Annotated in this window: 20 protein-coding genes; 8 read left to right on the top strand and 12 right to left on the bottom strand. The window is 40.6% G+C overall.

What is annotated here, in order from left to right:
* The first annotated feature begins 86 nt into the window (after window positions 1-86).
* Window positions 87-1730, top strand: coding sequence for a chaperonin GroEL (gene groL, locus DC083_RS05665; RefSeq protein ID WP_109189265.1), 1644 nt, complete (start codon window positions 87-89; stop codon window positions 1728-1730).
* Window positions 1731-2324: 594 nt separating this feature from the next.
* Here groL and ppnN read toward each other — a convergent pair.
* The 3 genes from ppnN to DC083_RS05650 form a co-directional block, all read right to left on the bottom strand.
* Entirely contained in the window at window positions 2325-3728 is a 1404-nt protein-coding gene (gene ppnN, locus DC083_RS05660) for a nucleotide 5'-monophosphate nucleosidase PpnN (RefSeq protein WP_229822522.1), read from the bottom strand.
* A 364-nt stretch (window positions 3729-4092) separates the two neighbouring features.
* Window positions 4093-6327: a YccS family putative transporter gene (gene yccS, locus DC083_RS05655; protein ID WP_109189264.1), complete on the bottom strand. Its 2235-nt coding sequence runs from the start codon at window positions 6325-6327 to the stop codon at window positions 4093-4095.
* 44 nt (window positions 6328-6371) lie between these two features.
* The gene (locus DC083_RS05650) at window positions 6372-6953 is read right to left on the bottom strand and encodes a 5-formyltetrahydrofolate cyclo-ligase (RefSeq protein WP_157954897.1); all 582 of its coding nucleotides are present in this window, start codon (window positions 6951-6953) and stop codon (window positions 6372-6374) included.
* Between the two features lie 257 nt (window positions 6954-7210).
* Between DC083_RS05650 and DC083_RS05645 the strand changes: the two genes are divergently transcribed.
* Together DC083_RS05645 and DC083_RS05640 are read left to right on the top strand one after the other, a co-directional pair.
* The gene (locus tag DC083_RS05645; protein WP_109189262.1) at window positions 7211-8080 is read left to right on the top strand and encodes an arginase family protein; all 870 of its coding nucleotides are present in this window, start codon (window positions 7211-7213) and stop codon (window positions 8078-8080) included.
* 171 nt (window positions 8081-8251) lie between these two features.
* Window positions 8252-8824 carry a TetR/AcrR family transcriptional regulator gene (locus tag DC083_RS05640; RefSeq protein WP_109189261.1) on the top strand — a complete coding sequence of 191 codons (573 nt, stop codon included), beginning with the start codon at window positions 8252-8254 and terminating at the stop codon, window positions 8822-8824.
* A 144-nt stretch (window positions 8825-8968) separates the two neighbouring features.
* On the opposite strand, the gene ssb is transcribed toward DC083_RS05640, so the two are convergent.
* From ssb to DC083_RS05620, 4 genes are all read right to left on the bottom strand, one after another.
* Window positions 8969-9541, bottom strand: a complete 573-nt coding sequence (gene ssb, locus DC083_RS05635; RefSeq protein WP_109189260.1) for a single-stranded DNA-binding protein — start codon at window positions 9539-9541, stop codon at window positions 8969-8971.
* Window positions 9542-9723: 182 nt separating this feature from the next.
* Complete coding sequence (locus tag DC083_RS05630) at window positions 9724-10452, bottom strand: SPOR domain-containing protein (protein WP_109189259.1); 729 nt, start codon at window positions 10450-10452, stop codon at window positions 9724-9726.
* An 86-nt stretch (window positions 10453-10538) separates the two neighbouring features.
* Entirely contained in the window at window positions 10539-12257 is a 1719-nt protein-coding gene (gene argS, locus DC083_RS05625; protein WP_109189258.1) for an arginine--tRNA ligase, read from the bottom strand.
* Between the two features lie 9 nt (window positions 12258-12266).
* Window positions 12267-12869 carry a ProQ/FINO family protein gene (locus tag DC083_RS05620; protein WP_109189257.1) on the bottom strand — a complete coding sequence of 201 codons (603 nt, stop codon included), beginning with the start codon at window positions 12867-12869 and terminating at the stop codon, window positions 12267-12269.
* A gap of 170 nt (window positions 12870-13039) precedes the next feature.
* Between DC083_RS05620 and DC083_RS05615 the strand changes: the two genes are divergently transcribed.
* From DC083_RS05615 to DC083_RS05605, 3 genes are all read left to right on the top strand, one after another.
* On the top strand, window positions 13040-14026 hold the full coding sequence (locus DC083_RS05615; protein WP_109189256.1) for a peptidylprolyl isomerase: 987 nt from the start codon (window positions 13040-13042) through the stop codon (window positions 14024-14026).
* Between the two features lie 281 nt (window positions 14027-14307).
* Window positions 14308-15096 carry a 16S rRNA (adenine(1518)-N(6)/adenine(1519)-N(6))-dimethyltransferase RsmA gene (gene rsmA, locus DC083_RS05610; RefSeq protein WP_189364597.1) on the top strand — a complete coding sequence of 263 codons (789 nt, stop codon included), beginning with the start codon at window positions 14308-14310 and terminating at the stop codon, window positions 15094-15096.
* Between the two features lie 193 nt (window positions 15097-15289).
* Window positions 15290-16774, top strand: a complete 1485-nt coding sequence (locus DC083_RS05605) for a Ppx/GppA phosphatase family protein (protein WP_109189254.1) — start codon at window positions 15290-15292, stop codon at window positions 16772-16774.
* A 168-nt stretch (window positions 16775-16942) separates the two neighbouring features.
* On the opposite strand, the gene DC083_RS05600 is transcribed toward DC083_RS05605, so the two are convergent.
* Window positions 16943-17869 (bottom strand): HAD-IIA family hydrolase, encoded by a 927-nt coding sequence (locus tag DC083_RS05600; RefSeq protein WP_109189253.1) that lies wholly within the window; start codon window positions 17867-17869, stop codon window positions 16943-16945.
* A gap of 269 nt (window positions 17870-18138) precedes the next feature.
* Here DC083_RS05600 and DC083_RS05595 point away from each other — a divergent pair, with 269 nt between their 5' ends.
* Complete coding sequence (locus tag DC083_RS05595; RefSeq protein ID WP_109189252.1) at window positions 18139-19512, top strand: MATE family efflux transporter; 1374 nt, start codon at window positions 18139-18141, stop codon at window positions 19510-19512.
* A 70-nt stretch (window positions 19513-19582) separates the two neighbouring features.
* Here DC083_RS05595 and DC083_RS05590 read toward each other — a convergent pair whose 3' ends face one another.
* From DC083_RS05590 to DC083_RS05575, 4 genes are all read right to left on the bottom strand, one after another.
* On the bottom strand, window positions 19583-20314 hold the full coding sequence (locus DC083_RS05590; protein WP_109189251.1) for a hypothetical protein: 732 nt from the start codon (window positions 20312-20314) through the stop codon (window positions 19583-19585).
* A 56-nt stretch (window positions 20315-20370) separates the two neighbouring features.
* Window positions 20371-21252 carry a helix-turn-helix domain-containing protein gene (locus tag DC083_RS05585; protein WP_109189250.1) on the bottom strand — a complete coding sequence of 294 codons (882 nt, stop codon included), beginning with the start codon at window positions 21250-21252 and terminating at the stop codon, window positions 20371-20373.
* Window positions 21253-21287: 35 nt separating this feature from the next.
* Window positions 21288-22322, bottom strand: a complete 1035-nt coding sequence (locus DC083_RS05580) for a PD-(D/E)XK nuclease family protein (protein WP_109189249.1) — start codon at window positions 22320-22322, stop codon at window positions 21288-21290.
* A 153-nt stretch (window positions 22323-22475) separates the two neighbouring features.
* Window positions 22476-24167: a sulfatase-like hydrolase/transferase gene (locus DC083_RS05575; RefSeq protein ID WP_109189248.1), complete on the bottom strand. Its 1692-nt coding sequence runs from the start codon at window positions 24165-24167 to the stop codon at window positions 22476-22478.
* A 375-nt stretch (window positions 24168-24542) separates the two neighbouring features.
* Here DC083_RS05575 and ubiD point away from each other — a divergent pair, with 375 nt between their 5' ends.
* Window positions 24543-26021 (top strand): 4-hydroxy-3-polyprenylbenzoate decarboxylase, encoded by a 1479-nt coding sequence (gene ubiD, locus DC083_RS05570; RefSeq protein WP_109189247.1) that lies wholly within the window; start codon window positions 24543-24545, stop codon window positions 26019-26021.
* The last annotated feature ends 231 nt before the right edge of the window (window positions 26022-26252 follow it).

The raw sequence follows: 26252 nt of genomic DNA, 5'->3' as shown, positions 1-26252 counted from the left end.
ATAGTTAAATGATTAATCAAAAACGATCAATCAAAAAACGATTTTAAGATTTTCAGAATTCATTAAAGATAAAAGGAATAATAGATATGGCTAAAGAAGTTCGTTTTGGCGAAGATGCGCGTAAAAGAATGGTTGCGGGTGTTAATATTTTAGCAAACGCAGTAAAAGTCACTTTAGGTCCTAAAGGCCGTAACGTTGTATTAGACAAAAGCTTTGGTGCACCTGTTGTGACTAAAGATGGTGTGTCTGTTGCGCGTGAAATCGAGCTTGAAGATAAGTTCGAAAACATGGGTGCGCAAATGGTGCGTGAAGTATCTTCAAAAACTGCAGATACAGCCGGTGACGGTACAACCACTGCAACTGTTTTAGCACAAGCAATCGTGCGTGAAGGTATGAAATCAGTGGCTGCGGGTATGAACCCAATGGATATCAAACGTGGTATCGATAAAGCGGTTGCTGCAGCAGTTGAAGAGCTTCGTAATATCTCTAAACCATGTGCGGATGATAAATCTATTGCACAAGTCGGGACTATCTCTGCAAACTCTGATAAAGAGATTGGTGAGATCATTGCAGAAGCAATGAAAAAAGTAGGGAAAGAAGGCGTAATCACTGTGGAAGAAGGTTCAGGTTTAGAGAACTCTTTAGAAACAGTAGAAGGTATGCAATTTGACCGCGGTTATCTCTCTCCATATTTCATCAACAACCAAGAATCAATGGCGGCTGAATTAGAAGACCCATTCATTCTTCTTTGCGATAAGAAAATTGGTAACATTCGTGAAATGATCACTGTGTTAGAAGAAGTGGCAAAAGCAGGTCGCCCACTTCTGATCATCGCTGAAGATGTTGAAGGTGAAGCGCTTGCAACACTCGTGATTAACAATATGCGTGGTATCGTGAAAGTAGCGGCAGTGAAAGCGCCTGGTTTTGGTGATCGTCGTAAAGCAATGCTTGAAGATATCGCAATCTTAACAGGTGGTACAGTAATCTCTGAAGAGATTGGTATGAGCCTTGAAAAAGCAACTGTTAATGATCTTGGTATCGCAAAACGTGTTGTTGTCGATAAAGAGACTACAACAATCGTAGATGGTAACGGCGATAAAACGGCGATCGAAGCGCGTGTTGCTCAAATTCAGCAACAAATGAATGAAGCAACTTCAGAGTATGACAAAGAGAAATTACAAGAGCGCGTAGCAAAATTGGCTGGCGGTGTTGCAGTGATCCAAGTGGGTGCGGCAACTGAAGTTGAGATGAAAGAGAAGAAAATGCGTGTTGAAGATGCGCTTCATGCAACTCGTGCAGCGGTTGAAGAAGGTATCGTCCCTGGCGGTGGTGTTGCATTAGTGCGTGCATTAACCCGTATCGCTGATCTGAAAGGCGATAACGAAGAGCAAGATGCAGGTATTCGTGTTGCCCTTCGCGCAATGGAAGAGCCATTACGTCAAATCGTAACAAATGCCGGTGAGCCAGCAGATGTTGTGTTGAATGCCGTAAAAGAAGGTAAAGAAGATGCCTTCGGTTACAATGCTGCAACAGGCGAATATGGGGATATGGTTGAAATGGGTATCTTAGATCCAACTAAAGTAACTCGTTCAGCGATCCAAAACGCAGCATCAGTGGCTTCACTCATTATTACAACTGAGTGCATGATTGCTGACCTTCCTGCGAAAGAAGGCGGTATGCCTGATATGGGCGGCATGGGTGGAATGGGCGGTATGCCTGGCATGATGTAATCATTATTCAATCAGAATGATGATGATCGGAGTGTAAAAGCTCATACCTAAAAGTCCATACATAAAAAGCAGTATAGATTGAAAAGAGCGTCGATTATTCGGCGCTCTTTTTTTATGATCTATTGTTTATTCTCTTCGGCGATAGAATTTGTTGTCTAAGTTATGCTTAATAGAATCTGATTCTCGGCGGGAGAGAATGCTTGCAATTCCAGTTCTATCGTGCGCCCGCAATAAAGCGATCTTACAATATTTTGACAGTAATATTGCCCAAATGCCGGCGAATCAGCGGATCGAGGCAAGGAAGCTGTTCTCTCCGGCATCTTGCAAGTGTTGTTAAGTACGCTTTTATCTTCTTTTATAGTGAAATCGGTTCAAAATAAGCTTATTAAAATGCCGGCGCATCAGTTGTAAGAAGTGCGAAAGCTGTTCTATCCGGCATCTTGCAAGTGTTGTTGAGTACGGTTTTATCTTCTTTTAAAACTCTACAATAGCTGTTTAAAAATCATTTTTCTTAAACCAAATTTACTATAATGATAAAAAGCGCAATATCATCACAATATTGCGCTTTTACTTTGGTATCTAACGTATTAGATATTATTGCTTAATGGTATAACAAGGAATATATTCGCTTCCCGGTAATTTCATCCGTTGCTGAGTTACGAAATCTTGTAGTAGAACATCCATTAACTGCATCAATTCAGGATCACCATGAAGTTCATAAGGTCCTTTTTCAGCAATTTCACGAACGCCAAATTCTTTCACATTACCGGCCACGATTCCTGAAAAGGCTTTGCGTAAGTTTGCCGCTAGTTTATCTTTCGATTGCTGAAGACTTAAATCGAGCGAGGCCATATTGTCATGGGTAGGAATAAAGGGTTGTTGGAAATCTTCAGGGATTTTTAGCAACCAATTGAAGCAGTAGGAATCCCCGCGCTGTTGTCGGCAGGTTTTCACCTCCATCATCCCTTTTTTCATCTTCTTCGCCACCGCCTCTGGATCATCGATAATGATATCGTAAAGTCCTTGTGCTTCTTCGCCAAGGGTTTTACCAATAAAAGTATCGAGCGTTCTGAAGTAGGCTTCGCTCTCTTTCGGGCCTGTTAAAACGAGTGGTAGACAAATCTCTCTATTTTCAGGAAGTAACAATAATCCTAAAATATAGAGAAGTTCCTCCGCAGTCCCTACACCGCCGGGGAAGATAATAATGCCATGACCTAAACGGATAAAAGCCTCTAAGCGTTTCTCAATATCGGACATGACGATTAATTCATTGACCAAGGGATTAGGGGGTTCTGCTGCGATGATTGAGTTTTCAGTAATCCCGATAAATCGACTTTCTTTATTTGATTGTCTTGCATGACCGACAGCCGCACCTCGCATAGGAGCTTCCATTGCACCTGGGCCACAGCCGGTACAGATGTTTAAATGACGAACCCCGAGAGATTGACCCACGGCATAGCCATATTCATATTCCACCTCATTAATTGAATGACCACCCCAGCAGACGATAATATTGGGATCTAAATCTGTCCGGAGCGCATTGGCATTACGTAAAATCGCAAAGACAAAATCAGTTGTGAGGGAATTACGTGTTTCGTGAGGAATCTCAATAAAATCGCCATCATTCTCTTTATATGAATGGTAGAGATCTGAAATAGAGCGGATAAAGAGGGTATCTCGAAGTACTGAAAAGAGATTACGACGAATCACATCGGTTAATTTGCCGTCAACAAAGACATTTTCAGGAGGATTAAAGAGTCGTAATTTAATGCCACGCTCGGTACGAATCAGCTCAATATCATAGTCTTGATATTTGTTAAAAATCACATTGGCATCATCCGTTTGACTTCCGGTATTGAGGACAGCAAGGGTACAGTTTCTAAAAAGGGGGTAAAGATCACCTTTTGCTGTTTTCTTTAAAATCGCACTCTCTGCATGAGAGATAAGATCCATTGATCCTTTTGGTGGATAAATATCAAAGTGAATCCGATTAGGCATAAATAAAGGCTCCTTTTAGAAATAGGGTAAATAATTGAATTTACCCTTGTAATTCTAACAGATCACAGATTACAACGGGCAAGAAGTCTCTATTTTTTTGAAAACCAATTTTATATTAATAATATTGATTCAAAATAAGCTTGTTTAAATGCCGGCGAATCAGCTGATCGAGGCGAGGAAGCAGTTCTATCCGGCATCTTGCAAGTGTTGTTGAGTACGGTTTATAGGCTTTTAAAATCTCGCGGTAGCTATTTAAAACCATTTTTCTTAAATCAAATTTACTATCCACTCGATTTTTTGAAACTATCTATTTTGACGCTATCTATTTTGAACCAGCTTTGCAATAACATAGTGCATCAAGGATTTAAACATTAAAGAGCGCTCGAAGATAACTTGGTAATGAACGAAGTAGTAGATGAAGTTGTTGGAGTAATAGGCGTTCTATCGCTTTTTCATGAGTCTGCTGATTTTTCTGCTTAGGTTGTTGCGTTGTCTGAAGTTGCTCGGCGAGTAAGGCTTTTAGTGCGCTATATTGCGCTTTATCAAACGTTCTATTTTGAAGTGCGTTAATAATAAAGTCGGTTACTTGATCTAAAGTCGTGAGTAATTCCGGTGATTGAATTTGATTGCGATGAGCGCCTAAGGCTGAGAGATAACCTAGAAAAGTGCTATTAAGGCAGAGGTTATGGAAGAGAGTCTCTTTTGCTTCATGACTTTGCTGTTTAGCATCACTTAGCGCAGAGAAGAGCAGGGAGAGCTCACTATCAGCATCATTCGCTCGCATTCGGCTTGTGATATAAGCGAGGCTATCATTGCGACCTTGATGATATTGTGTGCGAATTTCAGCAAGATATTCACAATTAGCATTTGCCGCTTTCGAGTAGCTTGCCGGCACATTGTAGTAACGCCAATCAGGGAGAATATAGTGGGATGCAATCCAAGCAATAGCACAGCCGATTAGAGTATCAATCAGTCGTTCCGGTGCGATAAAACCATAATCATTGAGGTTAAAGCCGATCAAAATCATAATGGTAATAAGTGCGGTAGCGAAAGAGTAGCGCACTGCGCTGAGGGCGAAAAAGAGCGTGCCACTAGCGATAACGACTAAAGCTTGGAGTGGAATAGAGGGAGAGAGCTCTAGAAATAAAATGGTAATCACAACGCCGGCAATAGTACCAGATAGACGTTTTAGAATACGGGTTTTAGTGGCGCTATAATTCGGTTGGCAGACAAAAATAGCCGTCAATACAATCCAGAAAATTCGTGTTGTCATCGGGGTGTCTGGGAATAGGTATTGATGAATGCCGGTTCCCAATAGAATGATTAAGTAACCTACCCCCATTACAAATCCCATTCGAATAGCATGGCGATAGATCTCTGATTCAGGTGTTAACTGCATCTTTAATCGTTCAATATGCGCTTTTAATCGATTTTTCCAAGAGAGTGTCGCAACTTGTTCCGGTAGAAAAAGCGCGAGATTATGGCGTAAATCTTCTAATCGATGAGAATCCAGCGGATTTTGTTTCTCCCTATTTGTACTACGCTCTAATTTAGAGAGCAGCAGATTAATCTGAGAGAGATTGTGAAGTAGATGTCGCAGCGTGTCAATTTCTTGATCTTCCCCTTCATGAGTGGTTTCTAGTTGGGTAATGGTCTCTTCAAGTCGAAGGGTTAGACGCGCCAAATAATTAGAGTAATGATAATCCTGATGTTCAGTAAGTGTCATCGCAATCGTACGTGCTTCACTACCTTGTTGCATCATAAGGCGTTGAAATCTAAAAAGAAGATCGCTATAACGGAATTTTTCATGCAGTAACAGATAATCCACATGCACCGAAGAGGCTCGTTCATAGAGGGATTGAGCGGTTAAATAAGCATTCAGAAGCTCAGGAAATAGTTTTGTATCTGCATCGCGTTGCAACCTAAGTCGGCGCATGATGACTTCTCTCGTCTGATTTAATCGCATCGTGAGTTGTTTACCGGCAATGGAGAGCTTCAATTTCAATGATTCAATGCTCTCTACTTCATCAGGGTCAAAAAAGCGCGCTTTGAGCTCTAAAAAAGCAGCTAACTCCCGATAACAATGTGCTAAAGAATCGGTGACAGGGCGTGCAGGCCAAATAAAGTGAAAGGGGAGGGAGATGAGATGAAACCAGAGCGCTCCACTTAAGAGCATTAATGGTTGCAGATACCACGCACGTTCTGCATCAAAGGTGAGCATTGCATAGACGGAGATCACTAAAGTGCCAAAGGCCAAGGTGGCAAATCGTTCTCCTAGCGCTCTGAACATCATCAGTAACGTCGTTCCAAATGCACAGAGTAGAAAAAATAAAACCGGATGGGGCATTAAAATTTCCACTAGGACAGAGGCAATAAAAAAGAGAAGTAGGATTAAACCAATATTTTTAATACGATTTTTAATGTGATCATCAAGATCGGTTAATGCCGCTGCGACAGCACCTAAAATAGGGGGAAGCTGGAGTGAACCGGTCATTGCCATAGGGATAATGACGACTCCGCTCATGACGATAAAGATCTTAAGGCAGTAGAAGAAGATATTGTTATAAAATGCGCGAGTCAACGGATAGAGTGAGAGCATTAAAATCCCCTAATAATGAGCCGATGAAGATCTTTAGTTTATCATTATCTATGTTCAAATGTGAGCTTCTTTCCTGGCATGATATAGTGATTAAGGGGGATATCTCCTTGATAACGATCACTGATTTCGGTAATAGGTGCAAAGAATCCAACGCCGATCTTAACGACCTGTGGGAATGTTTGAAAAAATTGATCATAAAATCCTCCGCCATAGCCCACACGATAACCTGCTTCATCACAGACTAGTAAGGGTGTTAATACCCAGTTAATGTGGGATATCTCATCAATTGATGCAGGTGGGTGATGCAGAGCAGGCTCTGGAATCTGCCAACGATTCAAAACTAAATCGGTATCAGCTGTAAAGTGAATATGCTCAAGATTTTTTCCTTTCACACGAGGAATATAGAGTCGATCCCCTCGTTCCCATAAGGTCGCTAATAGGGGATGTAAATTGACTTCACCGGCACCTTGCATAGGTAGAAAAAGATGAATATTCATCGGCTTTTCCGGCAATGACTTAAGGATTTCGGCACAAATAAGTGCAGAGTATTGCGCCTGCATCTCTTCTGATAAGTCTTGCCGCAATCTCTTATAGTGCGCTCGGAGAGATTTTTTATTATTTTCCATGAAAGGATATTCCATATTTTATGTGGTTGATTACTAGTGACTGTAAGGAGCATCGTTCTTTCAGTGTACATTTTGGTTATTGTGAATGTAGTACCTTAATTGAAGCAAGCCTATTTGCATGAATTGTGGATATGAAATTTTCTAGCGCTCATAAATTGAAGCTTATTACATCGATTTTAACAATAACTATTTGATATCTTTTATTTTACACTTATAATAAATGAACGTTCATTCATTTTTAATGCAAGGAGTATACTATGAATCGTTCTTCAAAAAGTCTTCGTTTACTATTTCCACAATGGCAGGGTGGCAATAATTCATTATATCCATTAGGGACAGAGCTACTTCAATGGTTAGCGCCGGATGAAAAAGGTATTACTGAACGTGTTAATGTAACGCCGATTGGTCAAGAATTAGACATTCAAAATGGCACTAGAGCTCGTAATGAGCTTGTGGCACAACAAGAAAAAGCATTGAGTATTTTGAATAAACAGAATCCTGATACTATTGTTACATTTGGTGGCGATTGTTTAGTTTCATTAGTTCCATTTTCCTGGTTAAACGAGAAGTATGGCGATAAGTTTGGGATTTTATGGATTGATTCACATCCTGACGTGCAGACTTCACAGAGTTTTGAAAATGCTCATGCTTACGTTTTAGGAAACTTAGTCGGAAATGGGGACAAAGATTTTACGCAGTTTGTGGTAAAACCCGTTAGTTCGAAAAATGTCTTAATTGCAGGATTACATAATCCTTTACCAGTTGAAGAAGAGATATTGAAAGAATTAGCTATTCCAACGGTATCGCCAAAACAATTAAAAGAGAATCAAGCGGTGATTCAAGAGTGGTTGATTGCGAATAAAATTGAATATCTTGCAATTCATATTGATTTAGACGTATTGGATAGTAGAGAATTTCGTTCAATTTTGTTTGCTAAACCTTACCGAACTGCAGATCAATTTGGTGGAGTCGCCGAAGGTGAATTAATGATTCGTGATGTTTTAGACATCGTTAAAGAGGCTAATCAACATTCAACGGTTGTGGGGTTAACCATTGCTGAACACCTTCCTTGGGATGCCCAGAACCTTCAAAAGATGTTAGAAGAATTACCATTAATAGGTCGCTAATGATTAAATTGATGTTGAATATAGATTGCTAGTTGATTGTGATAGCTCCATTTTCATATTTTGACCATGGAGCTTTTTGATGTTATTTATCCAACAATTACTGATTATTTTAATGGGGATGCGTATAATTTAGAATAGAAGAATGACTTCCTTAATAAACCAGCAGTTATTATGACAACTAAAAAAGAGACTTATACCAAAATTATACAAGCCGCCTCTACATGTTTTGCAAGAGATGGTTTTAATGCGACTAGTATTCGCCAAATAGCGACAGAAGCAGATATTAGTCAAGGAAGTATGTATACCTATTTCTCAGGTAAAACAGAATTGATTAAAGCAATTGTCCAAGAAGAAACAGCGACAGGCCTTGCAAAATATCATACTCAAAAACAAGGTTCTAGTTTCGAAAAGCTCTGTTCAATCGTTATCAGTTGCATAAAGGAAGTGGCTTATCCGGTAAATCATGATCTTTGGGTTGAGATTTTAGCCGAATCTTCGCGTAATGAAGAGTTGCGAGCCATTTTTTTGGAGGGTGATGCGCAAATACGGGCGGGTATTTTCGATCTTTTAGAAGAGGGAAAAGAAAATGGGGAGTTTAATAAATCGTTAGATTCAGAGAGTATGACGTTTTTTCTTATTGCGATTATTGATGGACTAATTGCTCGCAAAGCACTCTGTAAAAATTTTTCAGTTGAAGATGATCTCCCAGAAGTTCGAGCATATATCCAAAAAATACTCTGTTAATAGATGGCTATGATAAGTCAGATAGTCTATTTCTAATGCTTTTTGTTCTTTAAAGTGGGTAACCATAAAAAAACACTCTAGAGATATTCTCTAGAGTGCACTAATTGATTTTTAATGAAAAATCTATCTGTAACAGATTTATCCCTAGAATGGAATATCATCATCCATTAATGGATTATCGAAATCAGACATGCTGTTATTCGCCGTTGCTTGTTGCTTCGGTGGATTAAAGGGTGCTGGACCACCTTGATTTTGTTGTGGTGCTTGTCCTTGATTACGAGGAGGCGATTGGTTGTAATGATCTTGTGCCGGTGCTTGATTCATATTTGGATAACCGGCAGGTGACATCGCATCATTGTTGTAGTTGCCACCACCGCCACTATTACCGCCAAGCATCTGCATTTCAGTGGCATTAATATCTGTTGAATAACGCTCGATCCCTTGTTTATCTGTATATTTGCTTGTACGAAGTGATCCTTCGACATAAACTTGCGAACCTTTCTTGAGGTATTGACCTGCAATCTCCGCTAATCTTCCGAAGAATACCACTCGATGCCATTCAGTGCGTTCTTGTTGTTGCCCTGTATTGCGATCTTTCCAGCTTTCACTTGTAGCAATAGAGATAGTCGTAACGGCACTACCGCTAGCGGTGTAACGAACATCCGGATCATTACCCAAACGTCCAACAAGAATAACTTTATTAATTCCTCGTGACATATTTAAACCTTTAATTTGTAATAACTTAATCGGAGAGTTATCGATACTATACGCTATTTTGAAAGGGAATTCAGCGATGAATGATGAGTGATGATCATCGAGTGATTTCTGCGTATTTCGATAGTGTATATTGTAAATAATAGGGCATTGTGCCGAAAAATGGTATTCAACGATGCAGTTTATTAAGGTTTAACTTCGATAAACTTGATCTGTTGATCATCTAAATGACGTTTTACTTCTGCTAATGTTTTAGGCGTAAAAGGCCCGATTTGTACGCGGTAAGTGGTTTTACCATTAACCGTTGCCTTTTGAATAGTGGGTTTATAGCCCATTGTTTCTAATTGCGATTTATGAATATTTGCTTCAAAAGTGGAAGAGAAACTCCCTGTCTGCAGCTTTTTCTTGATCTCATTGCCGGCAGGTGGTGGGGCTGGTTTATCTAATTCAGATTGAGAGAGGAGCTCAAGCGCTAACTCATTTTTGATCTGATTATCGACCGCTTCATAGCCGGATGATTGACTAATGAGCTCAAATTTAGGCTTTGGCGGTGGTTCAATATATTGCATACCGCCGCTACTCTCTTCTCCTGCAACATGTAAGGATCTATTTTCAAGATGTTTATAAAAGGAGAACTCTGATTCAGGAATCTCGATTGCAGAAGGATCAAAAGGCTTGTTGCGCTCAGCTTCAAGCGCAGCAAGTCTTTCTAATCGGGCAACGCGTCGAGCTTCTTTTTCAATCGCTTTTTTCTCTAAATGACTACTAATCAGATATCCTGTGCCCACGATGACAATACCTAAGAAAAGGAAAAAAATCATCTTCCCTTTGGTAGGTCGGCTAAAAAAGAAGCGTATCGTAGAACGAAGCCACTGCATTTTTGCGCGAGATTTAACTTGTCCGAGTTGCACCATATTTTGAATATCCTTATCGATTCATCGGTGAAATCAGCGTAAAGATCACTGTTACTCCGTTACTCATTGTCCTTATCGTTGATTGCTTACATCTTCACTGGCGCAGATAAACCAAGAAGCGATAATCCATTCGCAAGTACTTGTTTTGCTGCCATTAATAGGAAGAGTTTAGCATCTTGTAAGCCTTTTTGTGATTCATCATCCGTAAGGATACGAATCGCATTGCCATCAGAATCTTTGGCATTGTAATAGCTATGTACATCGGATGCTAATTCTTGTAAGTAGTTCGCAATTAGATGTGGTGCACGATGATTGCCCGCCGTTTTAATGATCTCTCTGAAGGCTGTGATGGTCCGCATTAACTTATACTCTTGCGTCATCGTTAAGCGCTCAAGATTTGCTTTTGCAAGCGCAAGATCAAAGCCATTATCACGCTTTTCACGCTCAGCTAAAATAGAGCAGATACGAGCATGCGCATACTGAATATAGTAGACCGGATTATCGCTTGATTGTGACAGCGCTAAATCAATATCAAACTGTAATTGAGAATCAGGATTACGAGCCGCGAGGAAGTAACGAGTGGCATCTTTGCCGACTTCATCAATGAGATCACGAAGCGTAACATAAGAACCCGCTCTTTTAGAGATTTTTACCTCTTGCCCATCTTTGAGCACCATCACCATTTGATGCAGAATATACTCTGGCCATCCTTGTGGAATGCCCACATCAAGTGCTTGTAAGCCTGCACGAACACGGGAGATCGTGCCATGATGATCCGCACCTTGCTCATTAATGACAAATTGGAAACCCCGTTGCCATTTTTTCTCATGGTAAGCCACATCCGGCACAAAGTAGGTATAGCCACCCTCTTTTTTGCGCATCACGCGATCTTTATCATCACCGTAATCTGTGGTTTTTAACCAAAGTGCGCCATCTTGTTCGTAAGTGACACCTTTTTCGATGAGTCGATTGACGACTTTATCAACTGCGCCATCTTTATAGAGCGAAGACTCAAGGTAGTAGACATCAAAATTGATATCAAATGCTTTAAGATCTAAGTCTTGTTCCCGGCGCAGATAAGCCACCGCAAAATTACGAATATCAGTGAGATCTTCAGGATTACCAGAAGCCGTCACTTCCCGATCATCAGCTACAACGCTCTCTTTAGCAAGGTAGCTTTTAGCAATTTCAATAATATATTCGCCGCGATAACCGTCAGCAGGCCAAGAAGCATCCTCTGGTGTGATGCCATCGATACGTGCTTTCACAGAAGCAGCTAAATTATCAATCTGTGCACCGGCATCGTTGTAGTAGAACTCACGGGTGACATCGTAGCCATTGGCTTCTAAAAGACGGGCAATTGAATCGCCGACAGCCGCCCCACGACCATGACCGACATGCAGCGGTCCGGTAGGATTCGCTGAGACAAATTCGATCTGGACTTTTTCATGATTGCCATGATCATTCGTACCGTAACGCTCTTCTTCTACAAGCACTTCATTGAGTGCTGCATGGTAAATATCAGGCTTGAATGTGAAATTTAAAAATCCAGGACCTGCGATCTCAATTTTGGCAATTTCGGGTTGCTCACCGATTGCTGCAATCAGCTTTTCGGCAATGGCTCTAGGATTAGATTTGAGCTGTTTTGCCGTCATCATCGCGATATTACTCGCAAAATCCCCATGGCTTAAATCACGAGTTCGCTCTACACTTTTAAGCACAAGTGCAGGATCAATTTCGATCTGATGTTCTGCAGAAAGGGTTGAAAGCGCCTCGGTTAAGAGACGAATAGGAATCTGTTTCATGCGATACTCCTACTGATTGAACTTATTAAGTAGTGATTGCATTTTTTCATCGAGTGAACGAGGTTCACTCGCTTGATGATCAGTCTGTTTGGGAGATGCTGAATTCGACTTTACTGATCCAGGTTTTGCCGATCTTGGTTTGCGAGGACCTTTAGGCGCAGGTTTGCGTTTTTCTGCACGTTTTTTGGCTCTTTCAGGATTCTTTTTATCTAAATAAGCTTGGATCTTATTTACATTTTCTTGTGCTAATGCACGATGCGTGTCATCAATAATTTCAGCTTCAGTGCCATCTAAGTTTGTACGGTGGCTTGCATGAAGTACCGCTTGTTGGTAACGAAGTTGTTTTGTGTACCAAGCAAGTGCTGATCTTAAATTTACCGCACTAAATCCCCATTCAGTCACAACCGGAATCAATTGTTTATGAATGCCAATCGCAAGCGCGACAGGACGGCCATCTTTCGGTTGAGGAAAGATAGTAGGGTAAGCTTCAGCAAGTTTTTTAAGAAGTTCTTGAGAGACGGCAATGCGTTTCTGACGAGCTTCTTGTGCTGTGATTGGCGCCTCGTCGGGCGTAGGAGTTGCTGTAGTTTGTGTTGTAATTTCGTTTGACATTATTTTCCAAAACCTAGATATAATAAAATTTCGCTGTTGCAATTTTATTATATCTTAGCGCTAATTGCATTAAGGTGGTAAAATTCTTCTGTTTACATAGCCTTTTAGAGTATATTATTTGCAATAAATACTCTAAATAACTCAATGAATTTTGTGAGAAGTCATCATTTATGAATATACGTACAATTACTCTATTAGTATCTCTGTTGTTGTTCTCTCCTATGGCAACAGCACGCATTGGAACAGTGGATGGGATTGCCTTTGTTGTAAATAATGGCGTGATCACGCTCTCTGAATGGCAACGGGAATTAGGTTTAGCGAAGCAAGAGATGAATTATTTACCACCTGGTCAAAGATTAACCGGTGATGAGTTAGAAGATTATGTCGCACGTGTGTTAATTACGGCAAAATTCCAAGATGCATTTGCCAAACAGACCGGAATTTATGTCCAAGATCGTGAAGTAGATAACGCCATTTATGAAATTGCGGCACGTAATGGGACGGATGTAGAAACTTTACGAGAATATATCATCTATCAAGGAATGGATTTTAATCAGTACCGTGAAAGTATTCGTGGACAGATGCTCGCTTCCCGTTTACAAAATGAGATTGTGCAAAGTTTGAATTTCACTGAAAACGAGATTGATCTTTTCATGAAAACCGCTGATTTCAAAAAAATCAAAGATCAGCTTGCAAAAGCGAATGCGCCACAGAATAAAGCGCGACATATTTTGATTGCAGTGAATAAGGATAAATCAGAAGAGCGTGCGCTTCAGGAAGCAAACCGTCTTCGGGATCGTATTTTAGCCGGTGAGATTAGTTTTGAAGATGTTGCACGTGCAAACTCACAAGATCCTGTTTCAGCTGCAGATGAGGGAAACCTCGGTTGGGTAGGGCAAGGTCAGCTTATGCCTGAGTTTGAAAAAGTGATGGTGACGTTGCCGATTGGTGAAATTAGTCAGCCGGTGCGCACCCCTTATGGTTACCATTTGATTCGCGTAGATGAACGCCGTACAGGCTTCCAAGATAATGAATCGATGCGTAATGTGGCGAAAGAGTTCTATTTTAGAAAGAAAGCTGCAGCGAAATATGATGAGTGGCTTAACCGTATGTTATCGGATGTCTATGTCGAGAAACGGGTTGGAACACAAAAGTAGTTTTTAATGGATCATCTTTGACGTACACTCAGGTGATTAAGGGAAATGATCCGACAATCACAGTTGTACCGTTAAGATAAAATTGAAGCCTCAAGTTTGATATAATCCCTCAAACTTGAGGCTTTTTTATAAACGACCTTTATTCATTGACGGGTTGAGAAGCATCATTTGAACGTTTCTGCTTCATATTTACGCTTTATATGTACACTTTATATCTAGAATCTGTTCTAGATTGTTGAGTGTTCTGTTTTATATTTTATTTGTCATTGAGAGAGTCATTTATGCATAAATCTCCACAACCTCATCGCGCCCGCAAACGTTTTGGGCAAAACTTCTTGGTCGATGAGAGTATTATTTTTCAAATTATTCAGAGTATTATGCCAATGCCGGGGGATCATCTTGTTGAAATCGGTCCAGGTTTAGGGGCAATGACTCGTCCACTCTTACAAGCAGCGAAAAAGATGACGGTAATTGAGTTAGATCGAGATCTGATTGATTATCTCCGCTCTCTTGATGGTTTGACGGTGATTAATGAGGATGTACTGCAGGTGGATTTGACAAAATTAGCACCTAAAGGAGAGAAGCTTCGAGTGGTGGGAAATCTACCTTATAACATCTCAACGCCGATTATCTTCCATCTTCTATCGAACGTTGCCTTAATTAGTGATATGCACTTTATGCTTCAAAAAGAGGTGATTGAACGTATGGCAGCAGCACCTGGCGATAGTGCCTTTAGCCGACTCTCGATCATGGTACAGCGTTATTGTGAAGTGGTTCCACTGCTTGAGATTCCGCCACAATCCTTTGACCCGGCGCCGAAAGTGATGAGTCAATTTGTACGTTTAATTCCTTATGAAGGGAATCCTTACGGAATTGAGAATGATGATGATTTCTTTGAGATTGTGAAAGCGGCATTTTCGATGAAACGTAAAATGCTTCGTAATAATTTAAAAGGGTTGTTAACCGAGGCAGAAATTGATGCTTTAGGGATTGCGCCGACTATTCGAGCGGAGAATTTGGCGATCGAAGATTTTGTAAAACTCAGTAATTATTTCTCAAATCAACGATAATTTCTGAGTTAAGCCTGTTTTTATACTATTTGATAGCTACTTGAATAGTGATAGATAGAGATCAATCATTGCTATTTCTTGTTAGGGATAATATTAGAATAGTGCGATAATAGCGAAACTGTAATGCACTTAATTAGAGTCTGTTTGCCTCTAATTTTACAAAATAGCTCAATGAAATAGCGAGAGACCACGTATGAAAGATGATATTTATGCAGTGATTGATTTAGGATCCAATAGTTTTCACATGGCGGTAATGCAGGAAGATAATGGTCGGATTTTAGTGGTCGATCGGATTAAGGAGATGGTGCAGTTAGGCTATGGTTTGCTCGATGGCGGTGGTTTAGATCCTATTGTGCGTGAGCGAGCACTCCATTGTTTGCGTAAATTTCGGGAGCGTTTAGTCACGATTGCCCCCAATAATCGCAGAGCAGTGGGAACCTTAACACTTCGTAAGCTGAAAGATCCTAGTTTTATCAAAGAAGCGGAACAAGCGCTCGGGATGCCGATTGATATTATTTCAGGGCGAGAAGAAGCGCGGCTGATCTATCTAGGGGTTTCACAATATATTCACTTAGAAGATCAAGAGCAAGATCTCTTTGTGATCGATATTGGTGGCGGTAGTACGGAGTTTATTTTAGGGCACAAGAGCAAGATTAAAGCTGCTTATAGTCAAGATGTGGGTTGTGTCAATATGACTCGCAAGTTCTTTGCAAAAGGGGAGTTTACCCGAGCGAATTATGAGCAAGCATTCACTTATGTGGAATCAGAATTACAATCGCTACGTTATTTAATTCCTTACAAAAATGCGCATTTTGTCGGCGCATCTGGCACGATTAAAACGCTCGGAACATTAGTCTCAGTTTTCGGTCCACAAGAAGAATTTATTACGGCGGCATCACTTGATCATCTCGTTGAGAAGTTTATTGAGCTCGGTAAAACTAAAAAAATTGCGAAGAGCTTTGATTTAAGTGAGCCTCGAGCTGATGTTGTCGGGGCCGGGTTGGTCATATTACAAGCTGCGTTTAAAACGCTCTCTATTGAAAAAATGGCTGTGACCAATGTGGCACTTCGAGAAGGGATTCTATTTGATCTTCTCGGGCGCGTTCATCAAAAAGATCGCCGAGATGAGACGATTCAGGCGTTAATTGCAAGATTAGGGGCAGATGAAGAGCAGGCTCGAAGAGTGGCGATTACTAGTATGAAATTGGTGAAGATGCTGAAAAATTCAAAAGGCGATCAGATTGAATTATCCGATGAAGCAGTTCGTTATCTCAAATGGGCTTCTTATCTTCACGAAATAGGTTTAGCCATTTCGCATCATCGACAATATAAACATTCTGCCTATCTAGTTGAGCACGCAGATTTAGATGGTTTTAGTAAGCAGGATCAGAAAATTTTAGCGACAATGATTCGTTATCAACAGCGGAAAATCGATCCCTCTGCTTTTGAAGGGATGCCCGATTACTTGCTACTGATCACCTGCTTACTTCGTATCTCAGTCCTATTCAATCGAGGTCGTTATTTGAAAGAATCTCCGAATGTGGAGATCTCCCTCTCGAAAGATGAGATCAAGTTACAATTTGAAAAAGGTTGGCTTAAAGAGCATCCTCTTTTCAGGGAAGATCTTTTAAGTGAGCAGAAATATTTAAAGCAGATTGGCACAGCGCTTACGTGGTAGTTCTCTGTCAATAGCAGTATATGGCTTGATATCGTAATATTTAATAAGAATAAAGATGTTAAAAGAACAAGGGCGATGATTAGTCGCCCTTTTTGTCTGTGTAAAACTGGCATCGAACTTGAAATCGAAATAGAAATAGAAATCGAAAGTAGATTATGATCGATTTGACTACCTATTTTGAATCAGAAAATCTGGCACAATACCCGATTCTTCAATATAAGGCATAGGATCTTTCCCGCGTAAAAACCCCCAATCGGCTTTTAGTAGCGTCTTACAGCCTGCCATATTACCGCCTAAAATATCGGTATGTAGCGTATCACCTACCATCAGTACTCGAGCTGGATCAAAATCTCCGACGACAAACCGAATTCGTTCAAAGGCAGCATCGTACGTATTTGTAAAAGGTTTACCACAATAGTAAACTTCAAGATCGGGGATCGCTTTTAGTAATTCGATCGCATAAAAGCCTGGTTCCACTGAAAAGCTGTTTTCAAGCGGAGCGCTGATATCAGGGTTACCGATAATGATCGGTCTTGTGCGTTTTTGCAAAGCAGCTGTTAATCTTGTTTGCCACTCTTGATTCCAAACGCCGGCAGCGAGGAAGATAAAGCCATCAACGATGTCGATATTATCTTGCGTCAAGAGCTCACATTTTGCCGGTAATCGTTCAATGAATGCATCTTCACCCACAATCACGCCCCAAGTGCCACCTTGTTTTGTAAGGGGTAAGGTAGGGAGCAAGCGTTCAACCCCATCTCGAGATGAAACGATATACTCTGCCGGAATATCATATCCAAGCTTCGGGTATGCTTTCGCCCGTACATCTGTCGGATAAGAAGCGCCATTAGTGAGAATAAAGAGTTCTTTTCCCGCTGCTTTCAGTTGCTTTAGCGTGTCTGGCATATGTTGAATAGCACTGCCGCCGACATTGAGAACGCCAAAACCATCGAGGAGTAAAATATCATACTGATCTTGAATCGAAAGCAGAGAATCGACCTTTTGCATTCTCTTTTCTGGCATCGCTTGATTCGGAAAAATGCGCTTTGGGTTGTAATATTCGTGATAGAGTGACCAAACTTGATCAAAGGTAAGCATACAAACTCCTATTTATGTAGTGTTATCTGAGAAAGCGCTGAGAAAGCTGTATGGGATGGATAATCGTTATTTTACCATAGCCATTGTTGCTTCCCAATGAGATGCTTGAAATGCGTATTGAAGGGATAGAAGAGATTCGTAATCCATTTTTTTGAATCCCTTATTATTGCTATTTTATGGTGCAATAGTAGGTTAGATTTTTAAAACAGCAAGATAGCAATATATTTTTATTTCTCCCCCTCCTTTTTTATCAAGAAAGAGGATAGACTATGGAGGTTATTAGCCACTTTGGGGTTTTTGTGCGTCGTTACAATGTTGTTGTAATTAAACTATTCGCAAGTTATGTGATTCCTACCGTTCTTGCAATGTTTATTAGTGGAACTTATCAGATTGTTGATGGTTTCTTTGTGGGTCACTTTATTGGAGTTTCAGGATTAGCAGCGATTAATATCGGCTGGTCCTATATTACGCTTCTATTAGGTTTTGGCTTCTTGGTCGGTGTTGGGATTGGTAGTCTCTACTCTATCGCTAAAGGCGAAGAGGAAGATGAGAAAGCACGGAAAATCCTTGGGCAAGCGCTTTTTCTTCAATTTATTCCCGGTATTTTAATCGGCATTGCACTCTACTTTTTAGCCCCTTGGCTAGTGACAATTTTAGGTGTTGAGGGGACTGCCGCAGAGATGGCTGAGGTTTTTATTCGTACCTTTGCTTTTGCCGCCCCCTTTGTGATTGGTAGCCTCGCAATGCCCTTTATTGTGCGTAATGTGGGAACACCTCTGCGCTCAACTTGTTATATCGCTGCCGGCGTAACGGTGAATATCCTACTCTCCTTTTTGCTGATCTCTTACTTTAAGATCGGTATTTTAGGCGCTGCGCTTGCGAGTATCGGTGGCGAAATGGTGGCAATGGTGTTAGGCGGCTATTATGTGCTTAAACAGAGTGAAGAGAAGCTCTCTTGGCATCATTTTAAGCCTGATTTCAAACTATTAGGCTCCATTCTTTTAACGGGAAGCTCGGCTTTTTTCACCTTTATCTATATCGGTTTTATTATGACGCTACACCATAAATTCCTGATGGAATATGGGGGCACAGTTGCTGTGTCTGCGTATACGATCGCCGGATATCTATTAACAATCTACTACTTTGCCGTGGAAGGCGTTGCGAATGGCTCACAGCCTCTAATCAGCCGATTTTATGGGGAAGAGCGGGTGCGTTCGGCGCGTTTTGTGACACGTTTGATGATCTATGTAGGATTGGGTTTAGGGGTCATTATTACCGCATTATTGCTGATTTTTCCGCACTTCTTTACAAGTTGGTTCACTGATGATCCTGAGCTTGTTGCAGTTACGGTTTATGCGCTCCGTTTACATTTAGCAGTACTCTTTTTAGATGGTTTATTTGTGACTGCAACAATGTTCTTCCAAGCCATTGGAGAGGGGCAGAAAGCGCTTTTTATCTCGCTTGGGAATCTGTTATTGCAAGTGCCTTTCCTCTTTATTCTGCCGAAGTTCTGGGGGCTCGATGGGGTTTGGCTTACAATGCCGATTGCCACTGTGATCCTTGCGATTCCGGTAGCCTATATCTTTTATCGCCGTTATCAGCGGATCAATGATGATGAGTTTGTTGTGGAATTAGGTGGATAGCATAGCCATTACGCGTCATCTCTGATGAGTCTTGAATGAATCTTTTGAATTAACCAGATTTAATGATTCGTTAGCGAATCGCCTTTTGACAGAGATTGTAATTGAATAAAATGCCTTTCTCTGTTTTTCTATAGTTTTCTGCATCTGTTGGTGGAAGGTAAACTTCCTCATTGAGTGCAATCGTTGGTGTTAATACTTCAAGGCAGAGTTCAGGCTGTTGTTGATGATAGAGCGTGAGCGCTAAATCGCTACGAATCGAATCTTTGAGTATGAAATCAAGATAAAAATCGCATTGAGTTAATACTTTGTTCAGGATATTCTCTGCATCTGCATAGCGTTTTTGATCATAGAATTGCTTAAAGCGGTTGCGCGCTTGTTGGATATTACTATGGGTGCAATAAGCGGGAGGAATTTTAAACTCCCCAAAGAGAAAGGCGCGAGCGCCGCAATATTGCTGGCAAGCTTCACTATATTGCTCACTGAGAACATCTAGCCGTAGTTGATTGCCCTGCATCTTAAAAGATAAAAGGCATTGATCGGGTGTATCTTCATCAATTACAACACCAATCTGTTCATTATTCTGAATCATATCAGCATCTTTAATATAACCATCGGCATAACAAGAGTGACCATTCGCCCCCAAAATATCCACTTCAAAATATTGCCGATGTCGCTTCTCGGTAATAGTGAGAGCGCTACTACCATTATTCCCCACATATTTTCCAACAGGCAATTGCGCATAACTCCCATTAGATAGGAGTGTGATAAGTAGTAATGAAACTAGAAATGGCCATTTTTGCATTGTGATGATCTCGATAGTTTGAAAATAGTATTTAGGTCTGCTCGATATCAATCAGATTAACAGGCTTCTGCTTTTTGAGATACTTGGTAATCAATCAATAATGCAAGCGGCGTATTAATCAGTGCGATTTCTGCGCTTTGAATAAAATGCTGATTACTCTCGATAGACTTTGAAATATTGAGCATCGTAGGCAGTTGTCGCTCTGTAATATGCTGATAGATCTCGGCAATAAAATTTGGTGCAATAGGGGCGGAGATGCTTTTTTGAGCTTGAATAATATGGGTATTATAGAGTAGGTCAGATAGATGAGTACCAAGATAGAGATCGTGGTAATCGCAAATTGATTCAATTTTTTCTTTAAAAGAATCACTATATTGATTGCTAGCCATATATCCGAAAGGATCTTGATCTTTTCGGATTAACGCGCGGTAGAGTTCTAAACTATATCCGTGGATATCCCAATCATCAGGTGTACTTTGTTGATTTTCTTTTTGTTGATGAATTAGCTCAATAGAATCAGTGTGCATCACATTTATAAAAAGTAAGCGATTATTTAAGGTCTCAATAGAGATCCAAGGATAGCTTGCTGTACTTTGGGCTAACTGCTCTACAATAGATTGCTGACTTTTAAGAGAGATCGGAAACCAAAGAGCGTTCTCATGGTTCTGTAAATGGATACAAATATGTCCCCAAAAAGCATCAAGCGTTGAGTCATTCACAAAGAAATGTCCTGTTCTAGGATACGCCCGTAAGGGATAATCGCCCCTTAATTCTTCGACACTTGTCTTAAATAAAAGCGCTATATCTCGTAGATAACGAATATCAGGGAAAGCCGTGCCACTTTCCCAATTTTCAATATCAATAACAGAAACGTGTAGCTCTTTTGCTAGAGTTTCTCGTGAGTATTGTAGCGCTTGTCGAAATTGTTGTATGTGCATAAATATTATTTTTATTTATTGGTATAATTGGATATTTACAAGTTTTGAGATAAAAAACGTACAGATTCAGTCATAAAATTAGTAATTTCTTCTAAAGAAATGGGCGCATCAGAAAAGATCGCTTTTTTAGGTTCGATAATCATCAATGCAACTGTTTTTCCATGACCTAGTCTATTGACTTTTATAATGTTTTTAATGCTTGGGAATTCATGTGAGTGTAATTCAAAATTTTTTGTAAGATGTTGAATAATCGATAATTTAGTATTGTTAGGGATTTTGGAGTCTTTACTAGATAATCGAATTACCAGTTCTATTCCTTTTTCTCTATGGCTCTGTAATTGAATATATTGTCGATGATTAGCATTATTCGTTCCTTCTATCCATAAAACTTGCTGTCCGCCTGAAGCATTTGCAACATATTTCCAGTGAGATTGGATATCCATGTTTTTCAATTCTTTTTGTAAGGCCTTAAAGAATCCCATCCATTGTCGTCCCTTCCAATCTTTTAGGGCAGTTGTGCGGAACGCTTCGACATCAATCTCTATCTGAGAGATATATTGGTAATAATCTTGAAAAATATCATTATCGATCTTTGAAAATGGGGATAAGACTGCTAATAAATCTTGACGTAAAAATGGGATGAATCCAGCTTGTTTTACCTGATGATAAGAACTTTGATCGAACGTTTTAAAAAAGATAGGCACGATAATGAAGTCTTGATCATTATATTTTTGATCAAATGCTTTTTTGTATCTATCAAGTTGATCGCCATGAACATTTGCTACGGTTTTATCTTCTATTAAGATGACGTATTGATTGACTTGAACGACAATATCTATATGTTCTACTTGTTTTTTGATTTTAAAGCTTTCAGTCCGTATGGGAACGGTGAGGGGTTCATTTCCTGAAAGTTGTAGAAATCGATTGATTAAATTGAGTGCTACAGCCTGTAATTGCGGGTCAGTGCTATCTTTATATTTTGGATCAGCATGTGCAAGTAACCAACAGATCATAGCATCTTGAGATAATTCAGAGGTAGCATAATTAAAAAGATTAGGGGATGTATTCATTAAGTATCCTTTTTGTATATTTTTAATATTAATAATATTATTAATATACTATATTTTGTAATTAAAAAGCCAATGTACATCGATACATTGGCTTTAATCTTAATGTGTTATGTTATTTTTGATTATTGAACCTATTCTCCTGAAGATAGCGTTCTAATCCTCAAAGAAATTATAGTGGAGTTGCTTGCCACTTTTGCCATTTTCTCTGAAATATTCGAGGTCTTCTGGTTGCATATCAAAGCGTTCTATTTCACTTCTAAATTGAGGGATTGGGCGTTTATAAATAAAGCCGATCTCTGTACCCGTTTTATTGAGGAGTGCCGGATACTCTGTGAATTGAGTAATGATTTCCGGTTTATACCCCATAAATTCCATCACAAGAGGTGCGATAATCATCTGGCTTGTAACACCTTGGTTTTCAACGAAATCAGTAACAAGGGGGCGCTTCAGGATCGATGGCTCTGCGAAGAGGATGAAGGGAACGATCCCCTCTTCCATAGAAGTGGTTTTCGCATCGCAGTGCGTCTTTTTACCTTTCGGATCTGAGAGATCTTGTCCGTGATCTGAGGTGTAGATCACGATAGTGTCGGGGTATTTTTCAAGTAGCTGTGCAAGTTCACTGAAGAAATGGTCGGTATTGGCGCGGACTAAGTTTTTGTAAGAATTAAGCGCTTCTTCCGGCGTGGCATCGGCGAGATTGGTATTTTTCATCGCCGGCACAAACGGTGTTGGAAATCCCGTATTTTGGAACGGGAAATGGGAGCCTTTAAGGCCGGCATAGATAAAGACAGATTCTTGATTCTCTGACAAAATCTGCTCAATCACATTGACCACTTCACCATCATTTTTCAAGCCACTGCCGTGAATATTGGTCACACCTTGTAATTCGTGATCGGTATAGAAATTATGACCTGTGGCATTATGTTGTGCATCGATAATGTAGGGCTTAAAGCCTGCGGTTTGTGCGACTTTCCAAATCGTGTTTTCATCTAAGAAGAGATCGCTTGGCTCTTTTCCAAGGCGTGGCATTTTGCGCACTGCTAGATTTGAAGTATCACTACAGTTAGAGAATGAAGCGATCATTCCAAAGTTGAGGAGCTGATCTTGAGGAAAGTTCAGTAGCGAAGGCGTTGTACCTAAATGGCTATTGAGATCGATCATATCGCCGCGAATAGATTCATCCATCACCACAATAATATTCTTCGCAAGTGGTTGCCCTAGATCCGCTTGAGTCGGTGCTTCTCGTGGATAGAAAGTAAAATCCGCGGCATCGGTTCGAAGATAGTTCAGGTAGGTGAATGTGGCAACTTGGGCTACCGGCGTAATATAAGAGGCGCGTCCATTGGTGCCGCGACCACTCTTATTGTAGATAATCATGAGCATTCCGCCGAGCGCTACAAGATAGAGGATAACGGCGAAGAGCGTCCCTTTTCTACCCATATGAATTTTAGGGAAGAGGAAGAAACCGATCGTAATGGGAATATGATAGAGAATGGCTTTGAGAATCGCTCCTTGATACCCTTTGGCGGCTTCCCCCATCATCACGCGGGCATCGATTAAGGTGCGAAAGTCCTCGTAATCAGGTTCACTGCCGGTGGCGAAATAGTAGATAAGATAACTCATCGAACCAAAGAGAAAGAGCAGATAGAGCGGAACACGCCAACGCATTCTAGTAAAGGCAAAAAGCTCGATAATACTTAATGCGACAAAAGCCGTGAGTAGGTGGCGAAAGAGTCGGTCAGGGCGTTCTATACTAATATAGTAGAATGCTTTGCCCTCAATAAAGGGGTAATTGATCAGAATAAATCCGAGAGCAATCAGAATAATTTTACTAAAAATGCGCATAATGTTCCGTTCGTGGTGCCTAAAAAATCAAAATAATCATCAGTTTTCCCTAAGTTTCACCTGCCAAAGTAGGTATCGAAGAACAATATGTTATTGTTCTATCTGATGAGAATCATCCATAAAGGCGATATTATACTGCGCCTTTTTACAAGCCCCTAATAAAAGGCTCATTTCTTCAAGTAAAGTGAATGGTGAATGGCTAGAATCGAGAGGAGCACTGATGACTCTCTGCTTTTTGTTATGGGAAATATGCTAAAATAGCGCAATATTTTATCGAATAGAGGCTATCGGGATATTTTTCTTATTTCTTGAAATATGGATTGGGATATTTGATTGACCGGAAGCTTAACGAATTAAAACAAGGGTGGTTTAAATATGCACTTTCAGGATCTTCGGGAGTTTATTGCTTTTTTAGAGGCGCGTGGCGAGTTGAAGCGAATTAATGCGGAAATTGATCCTCATCTTGAGATGACAGAGATCAGTGATCGTGTTTTACGGCAACAAGGACCGGCGTTACTCTTTGAGAATCCGAAAGGGAGTAATATGCCGGTATTAACGAATCTGTTTGGTACGCCGGAACGTGTGGCCTTTGGTATGGGGCAAGAATCGGTGGATAAGCTTCGGGAGATCGGGGAGTTTCTCGCTTTTTTACGGGAACCTGAGCCGCCGGAGAATTTTAAAGATGCGATGGATAAATTGCCCAAATTCAAACAAGTGCTCTCGATGCGTCCGAAGCGGGTCAAAAAACCACTCTGCCAAGAGGTGATTCTTGAGAAAGAGGAGATTGATCTCACCGCAATGCCGATTCAGCACTGTTGGCCCGGCGATGTGGCGCCATTAGTGACGTGGGGCTTGACGATTACTAAAGGACCCTCGAAAAAACGGCAAAATTTAGGGATCTATCGACAACAGGTCATTGGTAAAAATCGTCTGATTATGCGTTGGCTTGCACATCGTGGTGGTGCGCTCGATTATCGTGATTTTCGGTTAAAAAATCCCGGCGAGCCCTTTCCGGTTGTCGTGGCCTTAGGTGCCGATCCAGCAACGATTCTCGGAGCGGTGACGCCGGTACCTGATGCGCTCTCTGAGTATGCTTTTGCCGGTCTGTTACGCGGGAAGCGCACGCAAGTTGCCAAAGCAACAATGCATCCGCATCTATCGGTGCCAGCGACGGCTGAGATCATTCTTGAAGGATATATCTATCCTGATGATATGGCGGATGAAGGGCCTTACGGTGATCATACAGGTTACTACAATGAAGTTGATCGTTTTCCTGTCTTTACGGTCGAGCGTATGACAACGCGAGTTAATCCGATCTATCATTCTACTTATACTGGCCGCCCACCGGATGAGCCTGCGGTTTTAGGGGTGGCGCTTAATGAGGTTTTTGTCCCCATCCTACGTAAACAATTTACTGAAATTGTGGATTTCTATCTACCGCCGGAGGGCTGTTCTTATCGAATGGCGGTTGTTTCGATTAAGAAACAGTATGCAGGTCACGCTAAACGAGTGATGTTGGGCGTTTGGTCTTATTTACGGCAATTTATGTATACGAAATTTATCATTATTGTCGATGAAGATATTAACTGCCGAGATTGGAATGACGTGATTTGGGCAATTACCACGCGAATGGATCCAGCACGAGATACAGTAATGGTGGAGAATACTCCGATTGATTATCTTGATTTTGCCTCCCCTATTTCTGGATTAGGCTCAAAAATGGGCTTAGATGCTACGAATAAATGGCCAGGGGAGACAGATCGCGAGTGGGGAACGCCGATTATTAAAGATCCTAAAGTGGTCGCTAAAATCGATGATCTTTGGGAGAGTTTAGCGATTTTTGATAAAGCTTAATTTTGATATCTTGAATTGATGAAAGATCGATATAGTCAATTGGGTTTCAGAAAAATGGTTTTTAAACAGCTATTGTGAGGTTTAAAAGAATATAAAACTGTACTAAACAGCACTTGCACGATGCCGGATAGAACAGTTTTCTTGCCTCGATCAACCGATGCACCGGCATTTCAATAAGCTTATTTTGAACCGATAATGCGATACAAGATAAAAGTTGGGCGACTAGCACTT

This window comes from Ignatzschineria ureiclastica (assembly GCF_003121845.1).
In the GTDB taxonomy this organism is placed as follows: domain Bacteria; phylum Pseudomonadota; class Gammaproteobacteria; order Cardiobacteriales; family Wohlfahrtiimonadaceae; genus Ignatzschineria; species Ignatzschineria ureiclastica.
Note: the sequence above shows the minus strand (reverse complement) of the source record. Positions and strands in the feature narration are given on the sequence as shown.